Here is a 22,300-nt window from a genome sequence, read left to right on the forward strand (position 1 = left end):
AACCTAAAAAAGCTGGTTTATTATAGATTTTTTTTAAGATGTTCCAGTGCCCGGATGATCACTTCATCCTTTTTAGCAAAGCTGAAGCGAATATAATCTGAATTGTCTTTGGAATTATAAAACGCAGAAAGTGGAAGGCAGGCGACCCTTTTATCAATCGTTAGCCATTTTGAAAATTCTACATCAGTCATCTTCTGGGATACATTTCTGAAATTGACAATCTGGAAAACACTACCCTCAGTTTTTTGTTCGATGTGTAATGGGGTTTCCTTTAGCAATTCATTGAAAATATCACGTTTTTTCTGCATGATTCTTTTATTTTTACACGGATCAAATACTTCCAGATACTTTGCTAGGGCATATTGAGCAGGAGCATTGGCACTGTAGGAAATATATTGCTGATACTTTCTGAATAAAGCTGTAAGGTCTTCTGATGCCAGCATATAACTTACTTTCCACCCTGAAGTATGAAACATTTTCCCAAATGAGAAAATACAGAATGTCCTGTTTCTAAGCTCAGCATGGATAAATGAACTGTAATGTTCTGCTTCGTCATAGCAATAAGTATCATAAATCTCTTCTGAAATCAAATAAATTTCCTGATGGTTTATTAAGTCATACAATTGTTTCCAATCATCCTTATTCCAGATTTTTCCGGTTGGATTTTGTGGTGAATTGATGATAATAGCTTTGGTTTTTTCAGAAATACAGGACTTAAACTGATCCCAATTGACGGTGAAGTCATAACTCAGGTCGTAATAAATAGGAATGCCCCCATTCATCACCACGGAAGGGGCATAAGTATAATATGAAGGCTGGATAATAATCACTTCATCTCCTTGATTTAAAATAGATTTAAGTGCAGTATGTAAAGCAAAGGTTGCACAGGGTACAACGGTTACTTCATTTACCTGTAAAGAAATACTGTTTTTCCGTTTGCTGTTAAAAAGAATGATATTTTCAATTAATAAAGGATTTCCTGCAAGAGGTTCATAATGATGGGTGCCGAGATTTGCGGCTTCTTTTAAAAAAAAATTAAGACGTTCATCAATATCAAAATCCGGCAGGCCCAATGAAAGATCGAAGCTTCCATACTTTAAGGCGAGTTCAGACATTTCTGTGAAAAATGAATAATGAGTAAATCTATCAATTTCTTTCATCTATTTTGTATTTTAATCAAAAATAATAAAAAATTGATATCGTATGTAATATATGTTTTTAAATATGTTAATTTTAATCGTTGTTTTTTCAATATTTTATGTGCTTTATGAGTTTGAATAATCACTCATATGTATCTAAAAGCTGATGATACCTCTGCATACTCTTTTTTCTGTGTTTTAAATTCAATAAAAATTATTATTTTTAAGAAATTTATTCTGTATGAAAAAACTACTTATACCGCTCATTGCCCTTGCTATGACGACGAGCTGCGGAACAGCACAAGTTGCTGATGGCCCATCTACAAAACGCACGGCTGAGAAACCAGATAAAGCATTTATGAATGCTTACAAAATGATTAAAGCCGATGAGTTAAAGAAAAATCTGTATGTGATTGCCTCAGACGAGATGGAAGGGAGAGATACAGGGAGCAAAGGCCAGAAAAAAGCGGGTGAGTATATGGTCAATTATTATAAAAACTTAGGAATTTCTTATCCAAAAGCTCTAGGGTCTTATTATCAGAAAGTTCCTTCGGATTTTATGAAAAAAAGAGGCGGTGGTAATCTTCCAGACTCAGAAAATATTCTGGCTTTTATAGAAGGAAGTGAAAAACCTGAGGAAATTGTAGTGGTTTCTGCACATTATGACCATGTAGGAACCAAAAATGGGGTCGTATACAATGGTGCTGATGATGATGGAAGTGGAACTGTTGCTGTGATGGAGATGGCGAAAGCTTTTCAGGAAGCTAAAAAAGCTGGGAACGGTCCTAAAAGATCTGTTCTGTTTCTTCATGTAACCGGAGAAGAACATGGTTTATTTGGTTCAGAATATTATACGGATAATCCTGTTTTTCCACTCGCTAATACTGTTGTGGATCTTAATATTGATATGATCGGACGTGATGATCTGGATAACAGAGGAAAACAGTATGTCTATGTGATCGGTTCTGATATGCTAAGCTCTCAACTTAAGGTAATTAATGAAGAAGCTAACAGAAAGACCAATAATTTGGAGCTGAACTATAAATATGATGATCTTAATGATCCTCAACAGCTATATTATCGTTCGGATCACTATAACTTTGCCAAAAATAATGTTCCGGTAGCATTTTTCTTTGACGGAATTCATGAAGATTATCACAAACCTACAGATGATCCTGAAAAGATTGATTATAAGCTTTTGGAAAAAAGAACCCAACTTGTTTTTACTACGGCATGGGATATTGCGAACAGGGCAGACAGAATTGTGGTAGATAAAAAATAACAACTGGTTTAAACTAACATGCAGAGGTGCAGGATTTCATAGATTCAAATTTTTAAAGTGAGATAATCTTCCTTATATGATTTGAAAACTGTGTTTTTGCACCTTTGTCTTATTTAATACTCCATTTTATCTATGAATATAATCATCCGTGAAGCCAGGTTAGAAGATATTCACCAAATTCAGTTGGTAAGAAACTCAGTGAAGGAGAATACCTTATCAAATCCCGCTCTGGTTACAGACAGAGATTGTGAATTGTTTATGTTTGAGAGAGGAAAAGGATGGGTAGGTGAAGCAGATGGCCGTATTGTAGGCTTTTCGATTGTTGATTTGCAAGAAAATAATATCTGGGCATTATTTGTACATCCTGAGTTTGAAAATCAAAAAATTGGAAGAAAGCTCCACGATATCATGCTTGATTGGTATTTTGAACAAACAAAAGATAAGGTCTGGCTTGGAACCTCGCCTCAGACAAGGGCAGAAACTTTTTATCGAAAATCAGGCTGGCAGGAGAGTGGAATGCATGGAAAAAATGAGATTAAGTTTGAGATGACCTATGACAACTGGAAAAATAAATAATATGAGAACACCATTGAGATCCATCAGACCTTTTATCGGTGCACAGGACTTTGAGATAAGCAGAAACTTTTATAAAGATTTGGGATTTGAAGAAATTGTTCTTGAACCTAAACTTTCATTGTTTAAAAAAGAAAAAATAGGGTTTTATCTTCAGGATTATTATGCTAAAGATTGGGTTGATAATACCATGATTTTTATGGAAGTCGCCAATACAGATGAATTCTGGAAAGAACTTTTGAGCTTAAGACTTACAGATAAATACGAAAACGTAAGACTTACTCCTGTAAGAACCATGGATTGGGGCAAAGAATGTTTTGTACATGATCCATCAGGAATTTTATGGCATTTTGGAGAGTTTTTTTAAGACTTTATATTTAACGATTGGTAACATTTGAGAAAAGATTTATATTCAAATTAGTTCTATAGGCTTTTGTTTACAATCAATATATACTTTATCTTGGCTGTTTAATTTTGAACAAAATGATTTACGCTTTTGATACTTATTATTATGAAGATTATGCCAATACGGTATGTATTGCATTTGAAGACTGGACATCCGATCAGGAATTAGAAGTCTTTACAGAGCAGACACCCATTACTTCAGAATATGAAAGTGGAGCCTTTTACAAAAGAGAATTGCCATGTATTTTGAGTTTACTGAATAAGATTGTGGTAAAACAAGGAGATATTATCATTGTGGATGGCTATGTTACTCTTGATAACGCAGGGAAAATTGGTCTTGGTGGATACCTTTATGAAGCTTTACAGGAGCAATATCCAATAGTGGGAATTGCAAAAAATGAATTTACGACACCAGATTCTCAACGAAGAAGTGTACTCCGCGGTGACAGTAAGACCCCTCTTTTTGTGACTGCAAAAGGAATTGATGTAGACCAGGTTAAGCTCAATATAGAGCAGATGCATGGTTCTTACAGAATTCCTACTTTATTTAAAAAACTGGATCAGCTTAGCAGGGCATAAATGTTAGTCTTACTTTTTTAAGCAGGACGTTTTTTTGATAATTAATATACCGATAGGTATATTTTGCTATATTTGTATATACATCCGTTTTGAAATATAAGCGGTTATTTTTTAATCTTAAATATACCAATTGGTATATTTTAAAATAATCAATACTATGAAAGAAGCATTTATCATTGCAGCAAAAAGAACACCTATAGGTGGATTTATGGGAAATTTGTCAGGATTTACTGCTCCTAAGCTAGGGGCTATGGCTATACAGAAAGCTTATGAAAGTGTAGAGGTTTCCCCGGAGAATATAGACAGTGTATACATGGGAAATGTATTAAGTGCAGGAGTAGGACAGTCTCCGGCAAGACAGGCGGCTATTTTTTCAAACATTCCTGTAGATAAAGATGCTGCTACAGTGAATAAAGTATGTGCCTCCGGAATGAAGGCCGCCATAATCGGGGCACAGCAGATCCAGCTCGGATTAGAACATCTTGTTATGACAGGGGGAATGGAAAGTATGAGTAATGTACCGCATTATCAAAATCTTCGAAAAGGTCAGAAATTAGGCAATACGATCTCTACAGATGGTCTGATTAAAGATGGTCTGTGGGATGTGTATCACGATTTTCATATGGGAAGTGCTGCTGAGTTAGGAGTAAAAAAATATGGTTTAACAAGGCAGCAATTGGATGATTATGCACTAATGTCTTACAAAAGAGCTCAGGAAGCAGCAGTTGGGAACAAATTCAATGCAGAATTATTCTGCATCTCAATAGAAGGAAAAAAAGAAACTGTAACGATGGATAGAGATGAGGACATAGATAAACTTATTCCTGAAAAAATATCTTTATTAAAACCAGCTTTTGAAAATGATGGGATGCTCACTGCCGCCAATTCAAGCAATCTGAATGATGGCGCTGCTGCAATCCTGATTGGCTCTTCAGAGGCTCTTCAAGAATTTAATCTTAAACCATTGGCTAAAATTATAGCGTATGCGGATGCCGCTCAATCTCCTGAGTGGTTTACGACCTCTCCATCGGTTGCCATTCAAAAAGTTCTGAAAATTGCAGGGCTTAGCCTTTCTGATATTGATTACTTTGAAATCAATGAAGCCTATTCTTCTGTAATTCTATCCAATCAGCAGATCCTTGGGTATGATCTAGATAAAGTAAATGTGTATGGTGGGGCTGTGGCATTGGGACATCCAATTGGAGCTTCAGGAGCAAGGATTGTGGCAACCTTAGTAAATGTATTGCGTCAGGAAGGAGGTCGATACGGTATTGCAGCGATCTGTAATGGTGGTGGAGGAGCTTCAGCGATCCTTATCGAAAATTTAAATTAAATACATAATTTTATAGAAAAAAGGTAATTTAAAAGGCTGAATTTAAAATTTAAGTCTGATATCTTTTGCTTTTAAGGCGCATTTTTCGTTTTTAAATTTGCCATGCCTACTTTTATAAGCTAAGTTCAAGTCATTATTTCGATTTAAGTAATGACTTGAACTTATTGATAATTATATGTTTAAAAAAAAGATTCTACTGCCTTTTTTATTAATTAATAATGGGTAAATGTCTTTAAACTGATAAAAATCATTGTGTTCTTATTTTTATTGATTCTAAATAAATATAAATTTGTATCCATAAAAATTAAGAATTCTATGAAAAAAATAACTACTCTTTCTGTTATCCTATTATGTGGACTTGCCAAAGCTCAATATTGTACTCCTACATTTCAGTATGGGGCAGGAAGTAATATGATAAGCAATGTTACTTTTGGAAGTATCAACAATAATTCATCTACCAATTCATCCACCACACAGGAATACGAAGATTTTACTTCATTGTCAACTGATGTGGCGGCAGGAAATGCATATCCGATATCCATAAAAGGACCATCAAGCACTTTTCCCAGTGATGTAATGGTTTATATCGATTTTAATGGAAATGGCAGCTTCGATGATGCAGGGGAGCGCTTTTATATAGGAAGGTTGGAGGCTGCCAATCCGGCCAATGCCCTTACTATTGATAATACCATTACAATTCCAGCTAATGTGGCCAGTGGCAGTAAGAGAATGCGAGTGCTTAAAAATACAAATGTCCCTGCGTATTCGGATTCAAGTGCTCCGAATTCCATTTCTTCCGCTTGTGATTCGGGATTAAGAGCCGGACAGACTGAAGATTATATGGTGAATATCCAGGGCGGGGTATCTGCTTTTCCTTTTCCGTATTGTGGATCTGAAGGGATAACAAGCCTTACAGTCAGTGAAATAACTAAGGTGGAGTTTGCAGGACTTACTAATGAAAGTTCAATCGATGGAAATTCATTGGTAATTGAAGATTTTACAGGTACTGTTTTTAATGTCAGTCGAGGAAACGGATATCCGATTACGGTAACCGGAGGAACTCATGGACAAACAACCGTTTCTGTCTATGCTTATATCGACTTTAACCATAATAATCAGTTTGATGCTGATGAAAAGTTTAATCTGGGATATCTGGACAATTCAAATCCTGTTTCCGGCCATGAATCAGGAGTGACTTCAGAAACCATTACTATTCCAGCTAATGCATTACTGGGAAATACACGTTTCAGGCTGGTGAAAGCCTATGAATCCAGTTCATGGATGGGAACGCTGGAAAATCTACCATGTCTTTCAGGCTGGGTTATTGGCCAGGCAGAAGATTATACCATCAATATACAGCCGGAAAGTCTTTCTACAACAGAGGTTTCTAAGGATAAATCTATTAAATTGAAAATGTATCCCAACCCAACCTCCGGAAATGTAACGATCAAAATGAAAGAAAGATTGGAGAAATATGAAGTGTATAACATTTCAGGACAAAAGCTTTCAGAAGGAAATTCCGATACTGTGAATATGAACAGCTTTGTTCCGGGAAGTTACCTGATTAAAATCCAGACGAAAGATAAAAAAATAATTACCGAAAAAGTAATTAAAAAGTAAAAACACATATCTAATCATATCCATATCAATTTTTGTTTTTTACCGGCAGATTATATCTGTCGGTTTTGTTTTATATCGCTGATAATAAATGTGTAGTAGGGGTAAAAAATTGAGTGAAAAACACGATGATTTTAAACTGGTTTAATCAAATAATTTAATCCTTTATTTTTGCTCCAAAATATCCAGAAGATCCTGCTTTGAGAGCCCCTGAAATTTTGTTCCTTCTGTTTTAAGAAGGTTTTGAGCCAATAGTGTTTTCTTTTTCTGCAGAGTAAGGATTTTCTCTTCCACTGTATTGGAGCAGATCATACGTACGGCAATCACATTTTTAGTCTGCCCGATACGGTAACTTCGGTCAATCGCTTGGTTTTCAGCAGCAGGATTCCACCATGGGTCAATTAAATAAATATAATCGGCCTGGGTAAGATTAAGGCCTACACCACCAGCTTTTAAGCTAATTAAAAATACACGAATGTCCTCATTTTCCTGAAAATTGGCTACTTTTTTACCTCTTTCCTTCGTTTGTCCGGTGAGATATTCAAAAGGAATTCCATGACGCTCCAGTTCAGGCTTCAATAGATCCAGCATTCCAACAAATTGTGAGAATACAAGGATCTTATGGTCTTTTGATTTTCCAAGAATCTGTTCCATCAGAATCTCTATTTTTACAGCATGTTCACCGGAATAGCCTTCTTTTATCAGTACCGGAGAATTACATATCTGTCTGAGCCTTGTAAGACCGGTAAGAACGTGCATACTGTTTTTATTAAGGTCATCGTCATCATTGGCCGCAATGAATTCACGAAGCTCTTTTTCATAAGCATCATAGATCCTGCGCTGCTCAGCATTCATTTCGCAATAAATAACCGTTTCTGTTTTCTCCGGAAGTTCTTTGGCTACTTGTTTCTTCGTTCTGCGAAGGATAAATGGTTTTATCTTCTGCTGAAGTTCCATAGCCCGTTTATTGTACTCGAATTTATCAATAGGAATAGCATAGATGTCTTTGAAAGACTGTTTGCTGCCCAATAAGCCGGGGCATGCAAAAGAAAGCTGGCTGTAAAGATCAAAAGTACTGTTTTCAATAGGAGTACCTGTTAAAACAATTCTGTTTCTGGCCTGGAGAAGTCTTGCGGCTTTATATCTTTCCGAATTAGGATTCTTGATGGTCTGAGATTCATCAAGGAAAATATAATTGAAATTAAAGGTCTTGAGGAAGCGGATATCAGAAAGCAGCATTCCGTAGCTGGTCAGCACCACTTCGTAATCAGAAAAGTGAGTAGTCACTTTCTGCCGATCCGGGCCATAATGTACTAAAACCTTTATGGAAGGGGCAAACTTGCTGATTTCTTCCTGCCAGTTGAAAAGAAGAGAAGTAGGAACGACTACAAGATTTGTAGTATGCCCTCGGTTTTCCCTTTGAGAAAGAATAAATGCAATGATCTGAAGTGTTTTTCCCAGTCCCATATCATCAGCAAGGCATCCGCCGAAGTTGAAACCATCCAGAAAATTAAGCCAATTTAATCCTTCGTGCTGATAATCTCTTAATTCAGCATTTAATTCAGCCGGAATATTGACTTGGGGGATTTTTTTATTTGTTATAAGCTGAGTAGAATAAGTGGTGATCTCATTCTGAACTTCTGTACTCAGCACTTCTTTTTCAAAAAGAGAAGAGACTTCAGTAAAGTTGATTTTCGGAATTTTTAATAGCTCTTCATCAATTTCACCAGCTTGAAAATAAGCGGCAATTTTGTCCATCCATTCTTCAGGGAGAATGCCCAGGCTGCCGTCGTCCAGCTGAACGAATTTACTTTTATTGCGAATGGCTCTGTGAAGCTGTTTCAAAGTGGCTTCTTTTTGCCCAAACCCTACTTTTAATTTTGCATTAAACCAATCCAGTCCACTCGTAATCTGGATATTGATCTTGGCGCGGTGAGGGTTTAGCTTGTTGTTTTTCAGGTCGCTAAAGCCTAAAATAACAATGCCTTCATTTCGCCATACTTCAAAAGCATTCAGGAACCAATTGTTATCAAGGAATTTTTCCCTGTGAAGATAGAAATACTGGTAACCATCCATCTGCTCTTCAAAGTCAGGATGCTCTTGCATCACCAAAGAAGTAAAGCGTGCTTCTGCGGCATCATTTCTTTCTATCTTGAAAGGGTTTCCATTCTGGTCGGTATCGAAAATCTGCTTTCTGGAATATACAGGAACTTCTACTTGACCATATTTCATGACAGGAGTAATTCCAATATAATTTTCCTGCTGACGGAGATAAATAACTCTTTCTATCTGAAAATTCTTTTCTTCAAGCTGTACTTTCGTTGCAGTTTGTATATATCTGTAATTTATATGAATACGTTCTTCAAGGTTAGATAGAATTTGCTTCATGAAATCCTCGTATTTCGAAGAATGGATCAGTAATATTTCATTGTTAGCTTTGAAAAATTTGATGATCCTGAGCAGGTCAGGATGGTCTATGAGGCTGAATGTGTTATTGTTATATATAAAATACTCATTTCTTAACATTACATTTTTAAAAGAAACCAGCAAGTCATTTAAAAGTAATTCTCCAGTGATTTCGAAAAATGGATCTTTCTTAAAAACAGATAGTTGTATATCCGTATTTAAAGTATTAAGTTTAACTTGTGTCAGAGATTTTGCAGAGATCGTTTCAGCAATTTCACGATCATGATAATACACATCAAGCTCTAGAGGATTCTTTACAATAAGTTTTAGAGCTTCCATTTCAGAAGCATTATACTCATCATTGTAATTGTTTTGAAAAGAAGAAATAGCTGTATAGAATTTTATATCCAGAGGTTTTTCAGCTTTCCAAATCAATTGCATGACATCTACAGCAGTAACAGGATTTTTCAGCTTTCCGGTTTGTGTAATTTCGGCTTCCATGAGAGAAAATACCAGATGATTGTAATAACGGTGTTTACCAATAACCAGTATTTGTTTCTTTCCTGTTTCTTGTACTGCCAGTTCATCAAGTTTAGACAGAACCTGAGGCAGAAGGTCTCTCTGAAACATCTGCTCATCCATAGGAAGCATTTCTTTGATCTTGGGTAGAATTTCCAGTTTCCCTTCTGTCAATTCCAGTTGAAAATAGTGATCGAGATCCGGTTCATTTTCTAAACCATAACTTTTGGCCTTAGATAAAAATGTCTTTTTACGTAGAATATCATCAAAGAAAATCCGGTATTTCTTTTCTTCCAGAATACAATGGATGATTTCTGCCTGGTGAGCACAAAGCTGAGGCTTAGAATTGTCGCAAGTACAACTGCAAATCAATGAATTATGCATGCGGCTTATAGTTACTATGGGAAAATTCTGTAGTGAAGATTCTTTGGTAAAGATTCCCATATTATTTTCAATGGTAACAGGATATATTTCATAAAAATCAGTGATTCCCACAAACGAACTTTCTGCGGTATGCTTTAGCAGGTCGTATACGGAAAGTGTACTGATATTGATGTTTTCAAGAATATATTCTGCCATAAAAATTGATCAGAGCAAACTTACAAAAAAATGATAAAATGAAAGAGTGATTGAGGCTTTCACACCTTATAAAATATTTTCAATGTAAGAGATTAACAATGTCTGTGATTTCTAAATTAATGATATCCATTTTGGCTACAGCTTAGTCCGTTTTGGCAACTCTTATCTTTTTTCTGATTCTGACCTTTGTCCTGTAATTTTAAACAAGAAAAAATGAAAACAATTTTTATAACAGGAGCTTCTACAGGATTAGGTAAAGCAACTGCACAATTATTTCAACAGAAAGGATGGAAGGTAATTGCTACCATGAGAAATCCTGAAGCGGCTTCAGATCTTACTGCTTTGGATAACGTAACAGTGCTTCCATTGGATGTGACGAATCCTGAACAAATTCAGGCTGTTGTTAAACAATCACTTGAATTGGGGGGTGTAGATGTGGTTTTTAACAATGCAGGGTATGGTCTTCTAGGACCTTTGGAAGCTTTGAATGATGATCAGATTGTGAGACAGCTGAATACAAATTTATTGGGTACTATCCGGGTTACTCAGGCATTCACTGCTTATTTTAGAGAGAAAAAGAAAGGAATGTTTATTTCTACAACATCTATTGGAGGATTAATGGCCTTTCCTCTGAATTCTATTTATCATGCTACAAAATGGGCGTTAGAGGGCTGGAGCGAAAGTATGGCTTTTGAATTGAATAAGTTTGGAATAGATATTAAAACGGTTTCTCCCGGAGGAATAAAAACGGATTTTATAAGCCGTTCTCTTGATTCTGCATCAAGTCCTGCTTACGAAGAGATGATTAATTCTCTGTATTCTGGTATGGAAGGAATGATGGAAGCCGCTTCTACACCGGAACAGATTGCTGAAGTAGTTTATGAAGCCGCTACAGATAATAAAAAACAATTAAGATATGTAGCAGGTGAGGATGCAAAAGCTTTGTATGCAGAACGTCAGAAATTAGGAGCTGAAGTATTTAGAGAACAATTAGGCAGTCGGTTTATTTAATGGTCTGTCAGTTGTACACGGAGCTTCATGAAAAAATCATAACTTTATAATATGGAAAAGAAAGAAAATTCTTTAGTAAAAATTTCCTCTATATCGGAGTTACACAGTTTGTTGCAGCTTCCGGGGCCGCTTCATCCGCTGGTAAGTCTTATAGATAATGAAAAAATGAGCATTAAAGAGGATTGGGCAGGAAGAAGTTTTATGTTCAATTTCTATAAAATTTCTTATAAATATTCTACAAACGGGAAAATGGGATATGGACAAGGATATTATGACTTTAATGAAGGAGGAATGATGTTTACAGCTCCCGGACAGATACTTTCTCCTGAAGAGAATGCAGAATATTGCGGCTATACACTTTTGATACACCCGGATTTTATCAGAAATTATCCTTTGGCCCAAAATATAAAAAAACTGGGGTTCTTTTCTTACGATACAAATGAGGCTCTTCATTTGTCTGATCAGGAAAAGACGATCATGCAAGGACTTTTGAACAGTATTAAAAATGAATTGAATACTGCGATTGATGAAGTAAGCCAGGATGTGATTATTTCCTATACTGAAGTTCTGCTCAATTATAGCAATCGTTTTTATAAAAGACAGTTCATCACAAGAAAGGCTGTGAATAGTGACCTGTTGACTACCATGGAAAAAGTGCTGGAGAACTATTTTAATGATCAGAAAACATTGACAGCCGGTCTTCCTACAGTGGACTTCCTGGCTTCAGAGCTCAATCTGTCACCTCATTACCTCAGTGATATGCTGAGAAATCTGACAGGACAGAATGCGCAGCAGCATATTCATGAGAAGTTGATTGAAAAGGCAAAAGAATATCTTACAGCTACTAATTTCTCTGTATCGGAAGTTGCTTATGCGCTAGGATTTGAGCATCCACAATCTTTTAATAAATTATTTAAAAAGAAAACAGATCAAACCCCATTAGGTTACAGACAGCTATTTAATTAGTATAAAAATGCCCAGCTATTTCTGCTGGGCATTCTCTTTGTGTCATTCGTAGAAGAAATAAAGTTTTAAATAGATAAATGATTGCCAAAAGGAATTTGTTATTTATCTTTATGTTGTGAAATATAGTATTTAACTAATCTTAAAATCAGCATAATATGAAAAATTTAAACTTTGTTTTATTCCTTCTTTTAGGGATAATGTCCTATGCACAGCCATCCATAACAAGAGCTGGGGTTGACCGTCTGAATACTGTGATTAATCTAAAATCCGAGGATGTAAGTGGAACGTCTATTACTGCAGGTTCTGCAGGAGCAAATATTACATGGAATTTTTCAGCATATACAGGAACTAATCCTGTTTCTTATACTGCTAAAGAATGTCCCGGACAGGCCAATTGTTTTAGATTTCCTGGTGCTAACAGGATTACTTCGATGGCTAATATTGACACTCACGATTTTAATTCCATGACAGATGTTGAAGCGACCATGTTGGGATCTTATTCAGGACCTGCATTGGGAGATGTTACAGTGACCTACGTTAATCCTTTGATTGAGTATAAGTTTCCAATTACGTATCTTCAACAGTTTGATGATACATATGAGTTTAACAGTATTTCTGCTGCCATAGGAAATACCAATGAAACAGGGCAGGTGAGTGTTACTGTAGATGGCTACGGTACGATCACTACTCCTAAAGGAACTTATTCTAATGTATTGAGAATAAAAAGAATGAGAACTGCAACACAAACTATTGCCAGTTCACCTACACCTAATACGGCCACTTATACCAATGAATCTTATCAGTGGGTAAGCCAGACTGATGGTATGGTGTTTAGTTTTGCTATCAATACATTTGTGTTTAATGGAGTTACTAATGTTTCAAAAACGGTATCTTATCTTGATAGCACAGTATTATCGACTGTTGATTTGGATAGCAAAAAAGCGACGATCTCTGTCTATCCTAACCCAAGCTCAGATTTTATTGCAATAACTTCAAAAGAGGATCTTAAAAAGATTATAGTAAGCTCTTTGGAAGGTAAAGCCGTTATCACAGAAGGTACTTCAAGAAATATTGACATTTCAAAACTTCCAAAAGGAGTTTATATCCTTCAGGGAGAATTGAAGAATGGGACCATAATTTCAAAGAAGATTATTAAAAAGTAAATGACTATTGAAAAAACGGACGTAAAATACTTGATTTTACGTCCGTTTTTTTATTTTATCATACTGCTTCTCAGAAAATTGGTTTTAGCTCAGGGTAGAGGCTTCTTTTTCTTTGATTAAGGTTTCAATTTTAAGTTTTGCATTTTGCCATTCATCATCAAGGATACTGTAATAGGCCGCATTTCTTGTGGTCCCGTCATTCTGAATTTTGTCTTTTCGTAAGATTCCTTCAAATACGCCACCTATTTTTTCAATCGCTTTTCTTGATCTGAAGTTGTTATCTTTAGTTTTCAGTTGTACACGATTGGTTTTTAATACATCAAAACAGTAGCTGAGCAGAAGGAGTTTGCATTCCAGATTGACAGATGTTCCCCAAAATTCTTTTGTGATCCAGGTCCAGCCGATTTCTAATTTTTTATCAGATGGATATATTTCAAAAAACCTTGTGGAACCTATCAGTTTCTGAGTTTTCTTATGCCTTACGACGAAAGGATATTGCCTTTCTGCTTCTCTTTCTGATAGGGCAAGTTCGTAGTTTTGATAAAATATTGTTTGATCAGAACCATCAGTAGGGATCAATGTCCAGAGGTCTTTATCTGCTGCTGCGGAATAGAGTTCTTCAAAATGCTCTTTTTCCAAAGGGATGAGCTCTACATTTTTTCCTTCTAAAATAGTTGGATGGGATATCCATTTCTCCTTCATATAATATTTTTTGGAATAGCTAATTTAATCAAAAATAAGATATTGTTGTATTAAATCAAGCGTATTTTTAGTTTTATGTGAATTAAATTTATTTGCTGATGTTTTCAATGGAATCAATTTGCCATTGATGGTTTTTATTCTTGCTAAGAATATATTGATAAGTCATCCCTGAGTTTTTCAGATGAAATTGTACATAAGATAGCTGAGGGCTGGTTTGCCTTACAGTGAATTTTACAGCTTTAATATCCCTTAAATCCGATTGATAATCATCCTGAGTTTTGAAAAAATAATCATAGTCGAAACCATGTGGAGGACCGTCATTAGCAGGATTCTTTTTGAAGTATTCATCACCTTCCACATAATTTTGTTTGTAAGCGGCCAGAAACTTTTCAGATAAAAATGTATTGCTTTTCAAAAAAGAAATTTCTTGATCTACCTGGTCAAAGTCTATGGCATAATCTGTTGCCGAACCATTTTCCTGAGGTCCGCCTTTTATGGTATTGAAACGGGAGAGATTATCCTCATTGTCTCTGTACCAGATCATAAATGATTTTACAGTTTCAATGGCAGAATGATCTTGAAGTTTGGGTGTTGCGGATACTGTATTCTTTCGGTTGACGGTATCCTGAATAATAGAAGGCTTAGATACTTCTTCCTTTTTGCAATAGATTAATAACAGACATGCTGCTGATAATAATAATGGCTTCCTTGGCATCATTTGTTTTCGGTTTCTTTTTTGATGGGCCTAAATTACAAAATAATCGAGGGGTTTCGTTTGAATGACCGAGAATACACAAATTTTTATTTAAGAGGAATCGAAAATAATGGTTGATAACTTGTCAATTTTATTCAGTTGATCAAATGTCAGTAGTTAATTTGTCTTTTTAAAAGCCTTGTTTAAAATGGAATATAAAATATCAAAAATGAAATGTATTTTATTCATTAAGTGTTGCTAACTTCGCAAACGGAAATTTTAATCAAACACAGTTTTAATGCACGATAGAGAATCATTCAATGCAAAAATGCCTACAGCCTGTTTTTTACTTTTCTTTGCCCACGGGCTTGTTTTCTCGTCATGGGCCAGCCGGATTCCCATTATTAAAGATGCCCTTTCTATCAATGAGGCACAGCTTGGAACTCTTTTGCTTCTGATGCCGATAGGCCAGCTTTCTACCATGATGTTATCCGGGAAATTAATCAGCAGATATGGAAGCAGTACGATTATTAAAAGCTGTTTTTTGCTATATCCGGGCTTTCTTTTACTGATAGGACTTTCTCCATCTTACTGGATTTTAGCGGCTGTTCTGTTTTTCTTTGGAGTAACAGGAAATCTGTGCAATATTGCGGTCAATACACAGGCTATTGAAATAGAATCTATCACCAAAAGAACACTTTTATCTTCTTATCATGGAGCCTGGTGTTTTGCAGGATTGATAGGAGCGCTTGTAGGAATGCTTACGATTAATCTACATATAGAAACTTTTCATCACTTTGTGCTGACTTTCATTCTCGTCACTCTGATATGGATGTATAGCAGGAGCAACCTTACCAACATTATTCATAAAGTTCAGCCACAAACGCAATCTATTTTTAAATATGTAAATCCAACATTGGTAGGATTAGGAATCATTGGATTTCTAAGTATGGCGATTGAAGGAGCTATGTTTGACTGGAGTGGAGTGTATTTTCAAACGATTGTAAAGGCACCGAAAAGTCTTGTGATATTGGGGTATACAAGTTTTATCTTAATGATGACTTTAGGAAGGTTTATAGGAAACAGGATCATTGAAAGACTGGGAAAAAGAACCGTATTACAGTTCTGTGGAATCCTGATGAGTTTCGGTCTTTTCCTGAGTGTTTTCTTTCCTGAGTTATGGATTTGTATTATTGCCTTTATGATCATCGGGCTTGGAGCTTCTTTAAGTGTACCATCAGTATACAGTACCATTGGGAAAGTAAATACGGTAGCTCCCAGTATAGCGTTGTCATTCGTTTCCAGTATTTCATTCTTAGGCTTTCTGATTGGCCCTCCTTTGATTGGATATATCGCAGAAAGTTTTGATTTAAGATATTCTTTCGGACTTTTTGCCTGCTTTGGAATTCTATTGAGTATGATGGCTGGAAAAATGAAGGTATTCCGAAAGGATTAATAATCCTTGTTAAAATAAAGCGGACCGTTGAAAAACAGTCCGCTTACTTTTTATATCCAGGTTTCTACAAGATGAAACCATAAAGCTTTCTCTTCATTAAAAAAGAAAACAGCTGAACCCTTTCGTTGGTTTATTACCCCTTCTGTAATCTGAATTTCCGTATAAGTAGCCAGGCCATGGTACTCAGAGCAATGAATTTCTACATTTTCGATCTGTACACTACGATCCGGGAATTTTCCAAAAACGGTAGGAAGCCATTCTGAAAATAGGTGTAAGCTAATAGGGTTTCCGTCTCCATTAATCATATTGAATTCAGGAGAGAATCCGGAAAGGATCTTTCTGGATAAAGCATCCTCGTCATGCTCATTCCCCTGAAACCATTTTTCGATATTTTCGCAGAAATCTTGTAATTCTTTAGTGATTTTTTCTTTGTTATTCATGAGATTTAAAATTTATTATTGATAAAAATTAGGTGTTACTATATTGACGTAATCTGCTGCTGATTAATATCCCAATTACCTGAACGGCTCCAATCATAAAGATGGATATCGCAAAGGCCTTTGGAAAACCTAGTATTTCAATCAGATTAAAAAATAAGGTTCCAATTACGGCGCCTCCAGTTACGCTTCCTACCTGTATTCCGATACTTATCAGGCCTGAAGCCTGGCCAGCCTTTTCTTTGCTGGTAAAAGTAATAGCTGTCCGCATCATCACCGGCATAATAGTACCATGTCCTAAACCTGCTATAAACAAAGTAATATTTGTGATGAAAGAAGGCTTTTGCTGGAAATAAAAACACAATGCACTGAGGATAAAACCTCCCATTAATAATCCTAGACCAATATAAATCAGGGTATGGGAAGATCGTTTTATTTTAGATACTATCAATGGTCCCAGGAAAAAAGCAATTCCGTAAGGGACAATAGCGAGTCCAGTCTGTATGGAACTCTGATGAAGAAACTCCTGGAGGTAATAAGGATAACAAATGAACAGACCTGAGGTGAAATTGTAAAAAAAGAGAATGACAAGGCTCAATGCAAAAGGTTTGTATTGAAGGAGTGTAGGATCTATAAGTATCGGATGGTTGTTTTTTAACAGATACATTTCGTATCTAAGGAAAATAATTAATAGAGATACCCCTGATAGCATCACTGCAAATATCCACCACGCCCATTGGTATTTTTGCCCGAAAATAAGTGGACATATCAGCATAAGCAAAGCGAGAATCAGTAATAATGAACCTTTAAAGTCAATTCCAGAGTCAGATTCTTTGTGGCTGTTGTCCATTGTAAAATGAATTCCGGCAATACAAATGATCGTGACAGGAACATTCACAAGAAACACCAGTTCCCATGAAAAATATTCCCAATGCATGCTGAGAAGGAACCCACCAAGTAATTGGCCTACGACAGAAGCTAAGCCAAATACTGAACTGAAAAGACTTACTGCCTTTGGCTGTTCCTGGCTGCTGAATAATACTTTTATAGAAGCCAAAACCTGTGGAGCAAGCAACGAAGCCCCAACTCCCTGGAATAATCTTGCTATAATAAGCCATGTAACGGTAGGAGAAAAAGCACAGGCCAGAGAAGATAATAAAAAAATATATAATCCCAATGTGAAAATTTTCTTTCGCCCATAGAGATCACCCAGCCTGCCGCCACATACTACTAAGGCTCCATAGGTAAGGCCATAAATAGCTATAACCATTTGTAACTGGTGGTCACTGGCTTTGAAAGCATTTTTTATAGAAGGTAAAGCCATATTCACAATAAAATAATCCAGGGGTGAAAGAAAGGCTCCGGCAATCAGAAAATTGAGGGCCTGCCATCGTTTCGGATACGTGTTCATATTTTTTTATGCAAAAATAACCTCCTTATGTTATGGTAAAATTGTACTTTTGGAGGAAAATATAGTGTGCATATATGAAAGGGCTCCATCTTGAAGGAATTACAGTAAAAGAAATAAAACTTAAAGGAGAGACCGTTTTTAAAACAGCTGTTTTTCTCTCATTTGTATATATTGTAAAGGGAAAAGGAAAGCTGCTTTATGATGATCGGTATATTGATTTTATGGAAAGTAAACTTTTTATTATTCCCCAGCAGGAATCCTATCGCTTTGAAAGTGACAATGCTGATTTGATTAGTATAGAATGTCCCATTGAATTTATTGATAAGATTCGTCTGGAAGCAGACCGTATTGAGAGTTGTGAAAATCTGTATAAGCTTCAATATATAAGTAATAATTATCATGCCCGCGCCGGCTGTGTATTCCGTAATAAAAATGATGAAGATTTTGCAAAAACCCTTATTCAGCAGATTGCTTATGAATTCAGGAATAGAGCAGAGGATTATCTTGTGATCCGTAATTGTATTTCAATTTTGCTTAATCTTATTGCCAGAAATATCATTCAGAGTGAAACTTCAGATTTACAGGAGAATAAAAAGGCCTTTTCCATTATGAAGATCATTGCCTACATTCAAAAGCATATAAAAGATAGAGAAAAGACCGGAATCCAGACCATTGCAGATCATTTTGGGATTTCAGGAAATTATTTCGGCGAATATTTTAAACAACAGACAGGAGTTTCTTACCAGGATTATTTGCTGGATTATCGACTAAAACTGGTGGAAACCTATTTGAAATACAGTAGCATAAGACTAAGTGAGATTGCTTATGAACTGCAGTTCAGTGATGAGAGCCACCTTTCCAAACTCTTTAAAAAATACAGAGGTGTTACTCCAGGTGAATACAGAAAGAAACATAAGTAGCAAATAGCGGAATAAGTTTTTTTTATAATTTAAACTGTTGATTTATTAACGATTAAGTCCGTTTTTAAAAATTAACATAGTTGACTATATAGTTGACTATGTTTTTTTATATATTTACATCAAAGATTTTTAAGATGGATTTTGATTTTATTAAAGAATTGGGATACAAAGCATTAGATAGTAGGCTGAAAAGAATCAGTGACCGGATGTCCCATGACGTAAGGAAATTTTATAAAGAGTTTGGTATTGATGTAGAACCTAACTGGTATCTCATTTTTATGCTGCTTCAAAAGAAAGGGGAGGTTTCTATTACAGATATTGCAGAACCTCTGGGGTATTCTCACCCGTCTGTAGTAGTTATTGTAAAGAAAATGACAGAAAAAGGATATCTGACCATTCAAAAGGATGGTGAAGATAAACGCAAACAGATGATCTCATTATCTCCTAAAGCTATTGAAATGCTCCCCCAATTGGAACAAATCTGGGACAGCTGTGAAAAAGCTATTCTAAAATTACTGTCAGAAGATTTATCTATTCTTTCTTACCTCAACACCATAGATCTGGAACTGAAAAACGAATCTTTCCACCATCGCTTCAAACAAGAATACTTAAAAACAATACAATCATGAAAACATTACTTCTTTTTACCGCATTATTTTTTTCTAACCTTATGATTTTTGCTGCCGAAACTAAAGTGATGATAAGAGCAAAAGCTAAGGATGCCAAATTTATTGGAAGCTCATTGGGTGGTGCTCATATCATTGTCCGGAATAAATTAAACCAAAGAATTTTAGTAGAAGGAAAAACAATCGGGAGCACCGGGAACACTGATCTGATTATGAAAACTCCTAAAGTGAGAGGGAATTCAATTGCTGACGATCAGACAGGTGGTTTTGTAGCAACAGTTGATATTGACGAACCTACATTTGTGACGATTGAAGTTATTTCTCCTGTGAACAGCAAGCAGGCACAGGCCGTTGTGAGTACGGAACTTTGGCTGATACCGGGTAAAAATATTTTAGGAGAAGGTATTATCCTTGAAATTCCTGGTTACATTATTGATATTTTAAAACCAAGAACCCATCAATATATTGCATTGAATACCATTAAGGATAAACCTTTCCTGTTTCAGGCGAATATCGTAATGATGTGTGGCTGCGTCATCGAAAAAGGCGGAGTTTGGAACTCAGATGAGATTGAAGTGAAAGGGATCCTTAAAAAAGATGGGAAATTCATTAAGAATATTGACATGCCTTGGGTTTCTACGAACCTATTTGAAGGAAATTATGTGATCAATACCCCAGGCAATTATGAACTTGTTCTCTATGCTTATCATGATAAAACAGGAAACACGGGAGTAGATAAAGTAAACTATGTAGTTTTTGAATAAAGTAAGCTGTTTAAGGAACATTTATTGATTAACTTCCTGAAGGATAATTCCCCAGAAAAAACCATCTGGAGGCAAAGAATCCCAATGATTGTAGGCGTGTCCGGCATCTGATTGATAGTGAAGCGTGTATTTTCCCTCAGGGAGAATGATGACTTGACTTACTTTCTGATTTTTTAGAGCACCTCCTGCATGAGAAGAAAGTTGATTCTGCATTTGCCAAACTATTTTACCCGAAAAATCTTCAATCCATCCATAATCACACCATGAAGTTCCATTTCCTGAACAGTTTTCTCCAATGCCCAGTACTTTCATCAAAGTAGGTTTTGGAAGAGTAAAAGAACGACTCAGATGCTTGTTAATTCCAGCCTTTTGTATTTGCGCAATTATTTTTCCTGTTGGGATTATGGATGGAGTAAATTTATTTTCTTTACTGTATATTTCATAAAGCCTCTGTGCTTTTACGCTATCTCCATTCAGGAGGGCTATAGAGGCTTTGCTGATTAGTTCTTTATTTTCCAGATTATGATCCGGAAGTTTATCATGATCTATGAAGTAATGATAAAAAAGACTTCCCACTGGAGACATCATCAGATCTCCATCACCAAGTGGGAACGGCTGGCTAAGTTTATCAGTGTTGCACATTACGGCTAAGGTTAGTTTCAGAGAAGGTACCTTTACAAAGAGAGCAGATTCGCCTTTGGTTTGGCCATAATGCCAATAATATTCTCTTCCTTTATAAGATTGTACAAACCATCCCAATCCATAAGGAGTGGCTGAGCCTGTATTGGTTTTGTTCGGGGTAAAAACCAGTTTTTGAGATTTCTCAGAGATCAGCTGATGATGATCAATAGCATCTGAGTATTTTAATAAATCTCCAACACTTGTAGCAAGACCACCAAATGCTCCAAATTCATGAAGATATTCTATTCGATTAATTTCATTTGAAGAAGTGAGTTCATACGGTTTTGCAAGCCGGTCGAAAGTTGTAATGAAAAAGGGTAAAACTGCCGGGTTTATAGACGTATATTCCTTCAATTGTTTTGGGGTGATGGAGGGTGCAGATGATGTCATTGCAAGGGGGATCAGTATATTCTCTGTTAATAAGCGATAAAAAGGGACACCTGATACTTTCTCTAAAATAGTTCCTAATAGTCCAAACCTATATCCATTATACTGAAAATGAGTTCCGGGAACTTCCTCAGAAGTATGAGTCAGTAAGTGTTTTACCGTAATTCTTGAATCGTTCAGATTGATTCCATATTTCTGCACCGGGTCATCCAATTTCAGTTTTCCCTGTTCTACAAATTGCATAACCAGAGTGGAGGTAAAAGTTTTGGTTACTGATGCTACGCGAAAGGTAGTTTCAGAGGTAGCCGGAATATGCTTTTCCAGGTCAGAGAATCCATACCCGCTTTGAAGTACTACCATATTATTTTGTTTTACAGCAACAGCTATTCCTGGTATTTTTAGTTGAGACCGAACAGAATCCAATGCTGCACTAAATTGCTTTACCTTTACCTGCTGAGCATGAAGTACACTGACAATAATCAGAAACAAAAAAGTAAATTTTTTCATACAGTAAATCTGAACAGGTTAAAGAATACAATATTTGTCTAATAAAACTAAACAGATTTTTCTGACTGTACAAGTGTAATTCTTTGTTTTACAGTTAATAAAAATGCAGAAAGCTTTTTATGAATTCCTTTATATATTTTCAG

General features: G+C 35.9%; 20 protein-coding genes. 13 read left to right on the forward strand and 7 right to left on the reverse strand.

The genetic code is table 11. The features are described from left to right. Positions 1-20: 20 nt before the first annotated feature. Positions 21-1,160 (reverse strand): aminotransferase class I/II-fold pyridoxal phosphate-dependent enzyme, encoded by a 1,140-nt coding sequence (locus AC3HD6_RS17020; protein WP_488897411.1) that lies wholly within the window; start codon positions 1,158-1,160, stop codon positions 21-23. 220 nt (positions 1,161-1,380) lie between these two features. On the opposite strand from AC3HD6_RS17020, the gene AC3HD6_RS17025 reads away from it, so the two are divergent. The 6 genes from AC3HD6_RS17025 to AC3HD6_RS17050 all read left to right on the forward strand — a co-directional run bounded on the left by AC3HD6_RS17025 (position 1,381) and on the right by AC3HD6_RS17050 (position 6,931). Continuing rightward, on the forward strand, positions 1,381-2,421 hold the full coding sequence (locus tag AC3HD6_RS17025) for a M28 family metallopeptidase (RefSeq protein ID WP_488897412.1): 1,041 nt from the start codon (positions 1,381-1,383) through the stop codon (positions 2,419-2,421). Positions 2,422-2,553: 132 nt separating this feature from the next. Then, entirely contained in the window at positions 2,554-2,997 is a 444-nt protein-coding gene (locus AC3HD6_RS17030) for a GNAT family N-acetyltransferase (RefSeq protein WP_488897413.1), read from the forward strand. A 1-nt stretch (position 2,998) separates the two neighbouring features. Next, on the forward strand, positions 2,999-3,361 hold the full coding sequence (locus AC3HD6_RS17035) for a VOC family protein (RefSeq protein ID WP_488897414.1): 363 nt from the start codon (positions 2,999-3,001) through the stop codon (positions 3,359-3,361). Between the two features lie 116 nt (positions 3,362-3,477). Further along, positions 3,478-3,978: an endonuclease V gene (locus AC3HD6_RS17040; protein WP_488897415.1), complete on the forward strand. Its 501-nt coding sequence runs from the start codon at positions 3,478-3,480 to the stop codon at positions 3,976-3,978. Positions 3,979-4,135: 157 nt separating this feature from the next. Continuing rightward, the gene (locus AC3HD6_RS17045; RefSeq protein WP_488897416.1) at positions 4,136-5,311 is read left to right on the forward strand and encodes an acetyl-CoA C-acyltransferase; all 1,176 of its coding nucleotides are present in this window, start codon (positions 4,136-4,138) and stop codon (positions 5,309-5,311) included. A gap of 315 nt (positions 5,312-5,626) precedes the next feature. Continuing rightward, a complete protein-coding gene (locus tag AC3HD6_RS17050) occupies positions 5,627-6,931 on the forward strand; it encodes a T9SS type A sorting domain-containing protein (RefSeq protein ID WP_488897417.1) in 1,305 nt (434 codons plus the stop codon). Positions 6,932-7,093: 162 nt separating this feature from the next. Here AC3HD6_RS17050 and AC3HD6_RS17055 read toward each other — a convergent pair whose 3' ends face one another. Beyond that, the gene (locus AC3HD6_RS17055; protein WP_488897418.1) at positions 7,094-10,432 is read right to left on the reverse strand and encodes a DEAD/DEAH box helicase; all 3,339 of its coding nucleotides are present in this window, start codon (positions 10,430-10,432) and stop codon (positions 7,094-7,096) included. Positions 10,433-10,645: 213 nt separating this feature from the next. On the opposite strand from AC3HD6_RS17055, the gene AC3HD6_RS17060 reads away from it, so the two are divergent. The 3 genes from AC3HD6_RS17060 to AC3HD6_RS17070 all read left to right on the forward strand — a co-directional run bounded on the left by AC3HD6_RS17060 (position 10,646) and on the right by AC3HD6_RS17070 (position 13,572). Next, positions 10,646-11,443: an SDR family oxidoreductase gene (locus tag AC3HD6_RS17060; protein ID WP_488897419.1), complete on the forward strand. Its 798-nt coding sequence runs from the start codon at positions 10,646-10,648 to the stop codon at positions 11,441-11,443. A gap of 51 nt (positions 11,444-11,494) precedes the next feature. Then, entirely contained in the window at positions 11,495-12,409 is a 915-nt protein-coding gene (locus tag AC3HD6_RS17065) for a helix-turn-helix domain-containing protein (RefSeq protein WP_488897420.1), read from the forward strand. Positions 12,410-12,564: 155 nt separating this feature from the next. Then, positions 12,565-13,572, forward strand: coding sequence for a T9SS type A sorting domain-containing protein (locus AC3HD6_RS17070; protein ID WP_488897421.1), 1,008 nt, complete (start codon positions 12,565-12,567; stop codon positions 13,570-13,572). An 84-nt stretch (positions 13,573-13,656) separates the two neighbouring features. Here AC3HD6_RS17070 and AC3HD6_RS17075 read toward each other — a convergent pair whose 3' ends face one another. Both AC3HD6_RS17075 and AC3HD6_RS17080 read right to left on the reverse strand, forming a co-directional pair. Next, entirely contained in the window at positions 13,657-14,274 is a 618-nt protein-coding gene (locus AC3HD6_RS17075; RefSeq protein WP_488897422.1) for a GNAT family N-acetyltransferase, read from the reverse strand. Between the two features lie 88 nt (positions 14,275-14,362). Next, entirely contained in the window at positions 14,363-14,992 is a 630-nt protein-coding gene (locus tag AC3HD6_RS17080; RefSeq protein WP_488897423.1) for a hypothetical protein, read from the reverse strand. 274 nt (positions 14,993-15,266) lie between these two features. Between AC3HD6_RS17080 and AC3HD6_RS17085 the strand changes: the two genes are divergently transcribed. Then, positions 15,267-16,424, forward strand: coding sequence for an MFS transporter (locus AC3HD6_RS17085; protein WP_488897424.1), 1,158 nt, complete (start codon positions 15,267-15,269; stop codon positions 16,422-16,424). A gap of 50 nt (positions 16,425-16,474) precedes the next feature. On the opposite strand, the gene AC3HD6_RS17090 is transcribed toward AC3HD6_RS17085, so the two are convergent. Both AC3HD6_RS17090 and AC3HD6_RS17095 read right to left on the reverse strand, forming a co-directional pair. After that, entirely contained in the window at positions 16,475-16,864 is a 390-nt protein-coding gene (locus tag AC3HD6_RS17090) for a hypothetical protein (RefSeq protein WP_488897425.1), read from the reverse strand. 28 nt (positions 16,865-16,892) lie between these two features. After that, the gene (locus AC3HD6_RS17095) at positions 16,893-18,272 is read right to left on the reverse strand and encodes an MFS transporter (protein ID WP_488897426.1); all 1,380 of its coding nucleotides are present in this window, start codon (positions 18,270-18,272) and stop codon (positions 16,893-16,895) included. A gap of 74 nt (positions 18,273-18,346) precedes the next feature. Here AC3HD6_RS17095 and AC3HD6_RS17100 point away from each other — a divergent pair, with 74 nt between their 5' ends. The 3 genes from AC3HD6_RS17100 to AC3HD6_RS17110 all read left to right on the forward strand — a co-directional run bounded on the left by AC3HD6_RS17100 (position 18,347) and on the right by AC3HD6_RS17110 (position 20,582). After that, positions 18,347-19,192, forward strand: coding sequence for an AraC family transcriptional regulator (locus AC3HD6_RS17100; RefSeq protein ID WP_488897427.1), 846 nt, complete (start codon positions 18,347-18,349; stop codon positions 19,190-19,192). Positions 19,193-19,326: 134 nt separating this feature from the next. Further along, the gene (locus AC3HD6_RS17105; protein WP_488897428.1) at positions 19,327-19,821 is read left to right on the forward strand and encodes a MarR family winged helix-turn-helix transcriptional regulator; all 495 of its coding nucleotides are present in this window, start codon (positions 19,327-19,329) and stop codon (positions 19,819-19,821) included. Continuing rightward, positions 19,818-20,582, forward strand: a complete 765-nt coding sequence (locus AC3HD6_RS17110) for a hypothetical protein (RefSeq protein WP_488897429.1) — start codon at positions 19,818-19,820, stop codon at positions 20,580-20,582. Before AC3HD6_RS17105 ends, AC3HD6_RS17110 begins: the two co-directional genes overlap by 4 nt. Positions 20,583-20,603: 21 nt before the next feature. Here AC3HD6_RS17110 and AC3HD6_RS17115 read toward each other — a convergent pair whose 3' ends face one another. Continuing rightward, positions 20,604-22,157 (reverse strand): serine hydrolase domain-containing protein, encoded by a 1,554-nt coding sequence (locus AC3HD6_RS17115; protein ID WP_488897430.1) that lies wholly within the window; start codon positions 22,155-22,157, stop codon positions 20,604-20,606. Positions 22,158-22,300 lie beyond the last annotated feature (143 nt).

Source organism: Chryseobacterium sp. II3a, assembly GCF_057815135.1.

Excerpts from the sequence above, each read along its gene's own strand:
- AC3HD6_RS17035 (WP_488897414.1), top strand. The coding sequence starts at position 2,999 with ATGAGAACACCATTGAGATCCATCAGACCTTTTATCGGTGCACAGGAC.
- AC3HD6_RS17115 (WP_488897430.1), bottom strand. The coding sequence starts at position 22,157 with ATGAAAAAATTTACTTTTTTGTTTCTGATTATTGTCAGTGTACTTCAT.
- AC3HD6_RS17050 (WP_488897417.1), top strand. The coding sequence starts at position 5,627 with ATGAAAAAAATAACTACTCTTTCTGTTATCCTATTATGTGGACTTGCC.
- AC3HD6_RS17040 (WP_488897415.1), top strand. The coding sequence starts at position 3,478 with ATGATTTACGCTTTTGATACTTATTATTATGAAGATTATGCCAATACG.
- AC3HD6_RS17055 (WP_488897418.1), bottom strand. The coding sequence starts at position 10,432 with ATGGCAGAATATATTCTTGAAAACATCAATATCAGTACACTTTCCGTA.
- AC3HD6_RS17025 (WP_488897412.1), top strand. The coding sequence starts at position 1,381 with ATGAAAAAACTACTTATACCGCTCATTGCCCTTGCTATGACGACGAGC.
- AC3HD6_RS17105 (WP_488897428.1), top strand. The coding sequence starts at position 19,327 with ATGGATTTTGATTTTATTAAAGAATTGGGATACAAAGCATTAGATAGT.
- AC3HD6_RS17020 (WP_488897411.1), bottom strand. The coding sequence starts at position 1,160 with ATGAAAGAAATTGATAGATTTACTCATTATTCATTTTTCACAGAAATG.
- AC3HD6_RS17070 (WP_488897421.1), top strand. The coding sequence starts at position 12,565 with ATGAAAAATTTAAACTTTGTTTTATTCCTTCTTTTAGGGATAATGTCC.
- AC3HD6_RS17060 (WP_488897419.1), top strand. The coding sequence starts at position 10,646 with ATGAAAACAATTTTTATAACAGGAGCTTCTACAGGATTAGGTAAAGCA.
- AC3HD6_RS17110 (WP_488897429.1), top strand. The coding sequence starts at position 19,818 with ATGAAAACATTACTTCTTTTTACCGCATTATTTTTTTCTAACCTTATG.
- AC3HD6_RS17080 (WP_488897423.1), bottom strand. The coding sequence starts at position 14,992 with ATGATGCCAAGGAAGCCATTATTATTATCAGCAGCATGTCTGTTATTA.
- AC3HD6_RS17100 (WP_488897427.1), top strand. The coding sequence starts at position 18,347 with ATGAAAGGGCTCCATCTTGAAGGAATTACAGTAAAAGAAATAAAACTT.
- AC3HD6_RS17030 (WP_488897413.1), top strand. The coding sequence starts at position 2,554 with ATGAATATAATCATCCGTGAAGCCAGGTTAGAAGATATTCACCAAATT.
- AC3HD6_RS17095 (WP_488897426.1), bottom strand. The coding sequence starts at position 18,272 with ATGAACACGTATCCGAAACGATGGCAGGCCCTCAATTTTCTGATTGCC.
- AC3HD6_RS17090 (WP_488897425.1), bottom strand. The coding sequence starts at position 16,864 with ATGAATAACAAAGAAAAAATCACTAAAGAATTACAAGATTTCTGCGAA.
- AC3HD6_RS17045 (WP_488897416.1), top strand. The coding sequence starts at position 4,136 with ATGAAAGAAGCATTTATCATTGCAGCAAAAAGAACACCTATAGGTGGA.
- AC3HD6_RS17075 (WP_488897422.1), bottom strand. The coding sequence starts at position 14,274 with ATGAAGGAGAAATGGATATCCCATCCAACTATTTTAGAAGGAAAAAAT.
- AC3HD6_RS17085 (WP_488897424.1), top strand. The coding sequence starts at position 15,267 with ATGCACGATAGAGAATCATTCAATGCAAAAATGCCTACAGCCTGTTTT.
- AC3HD6_RS17065 (WP_488897420.1), top strand. The coding sequence starts at position 11,495 with ATGGAAAAGAAAGAAAATTCTTTAGTAAAAATTTCCTCTATATCGGAG.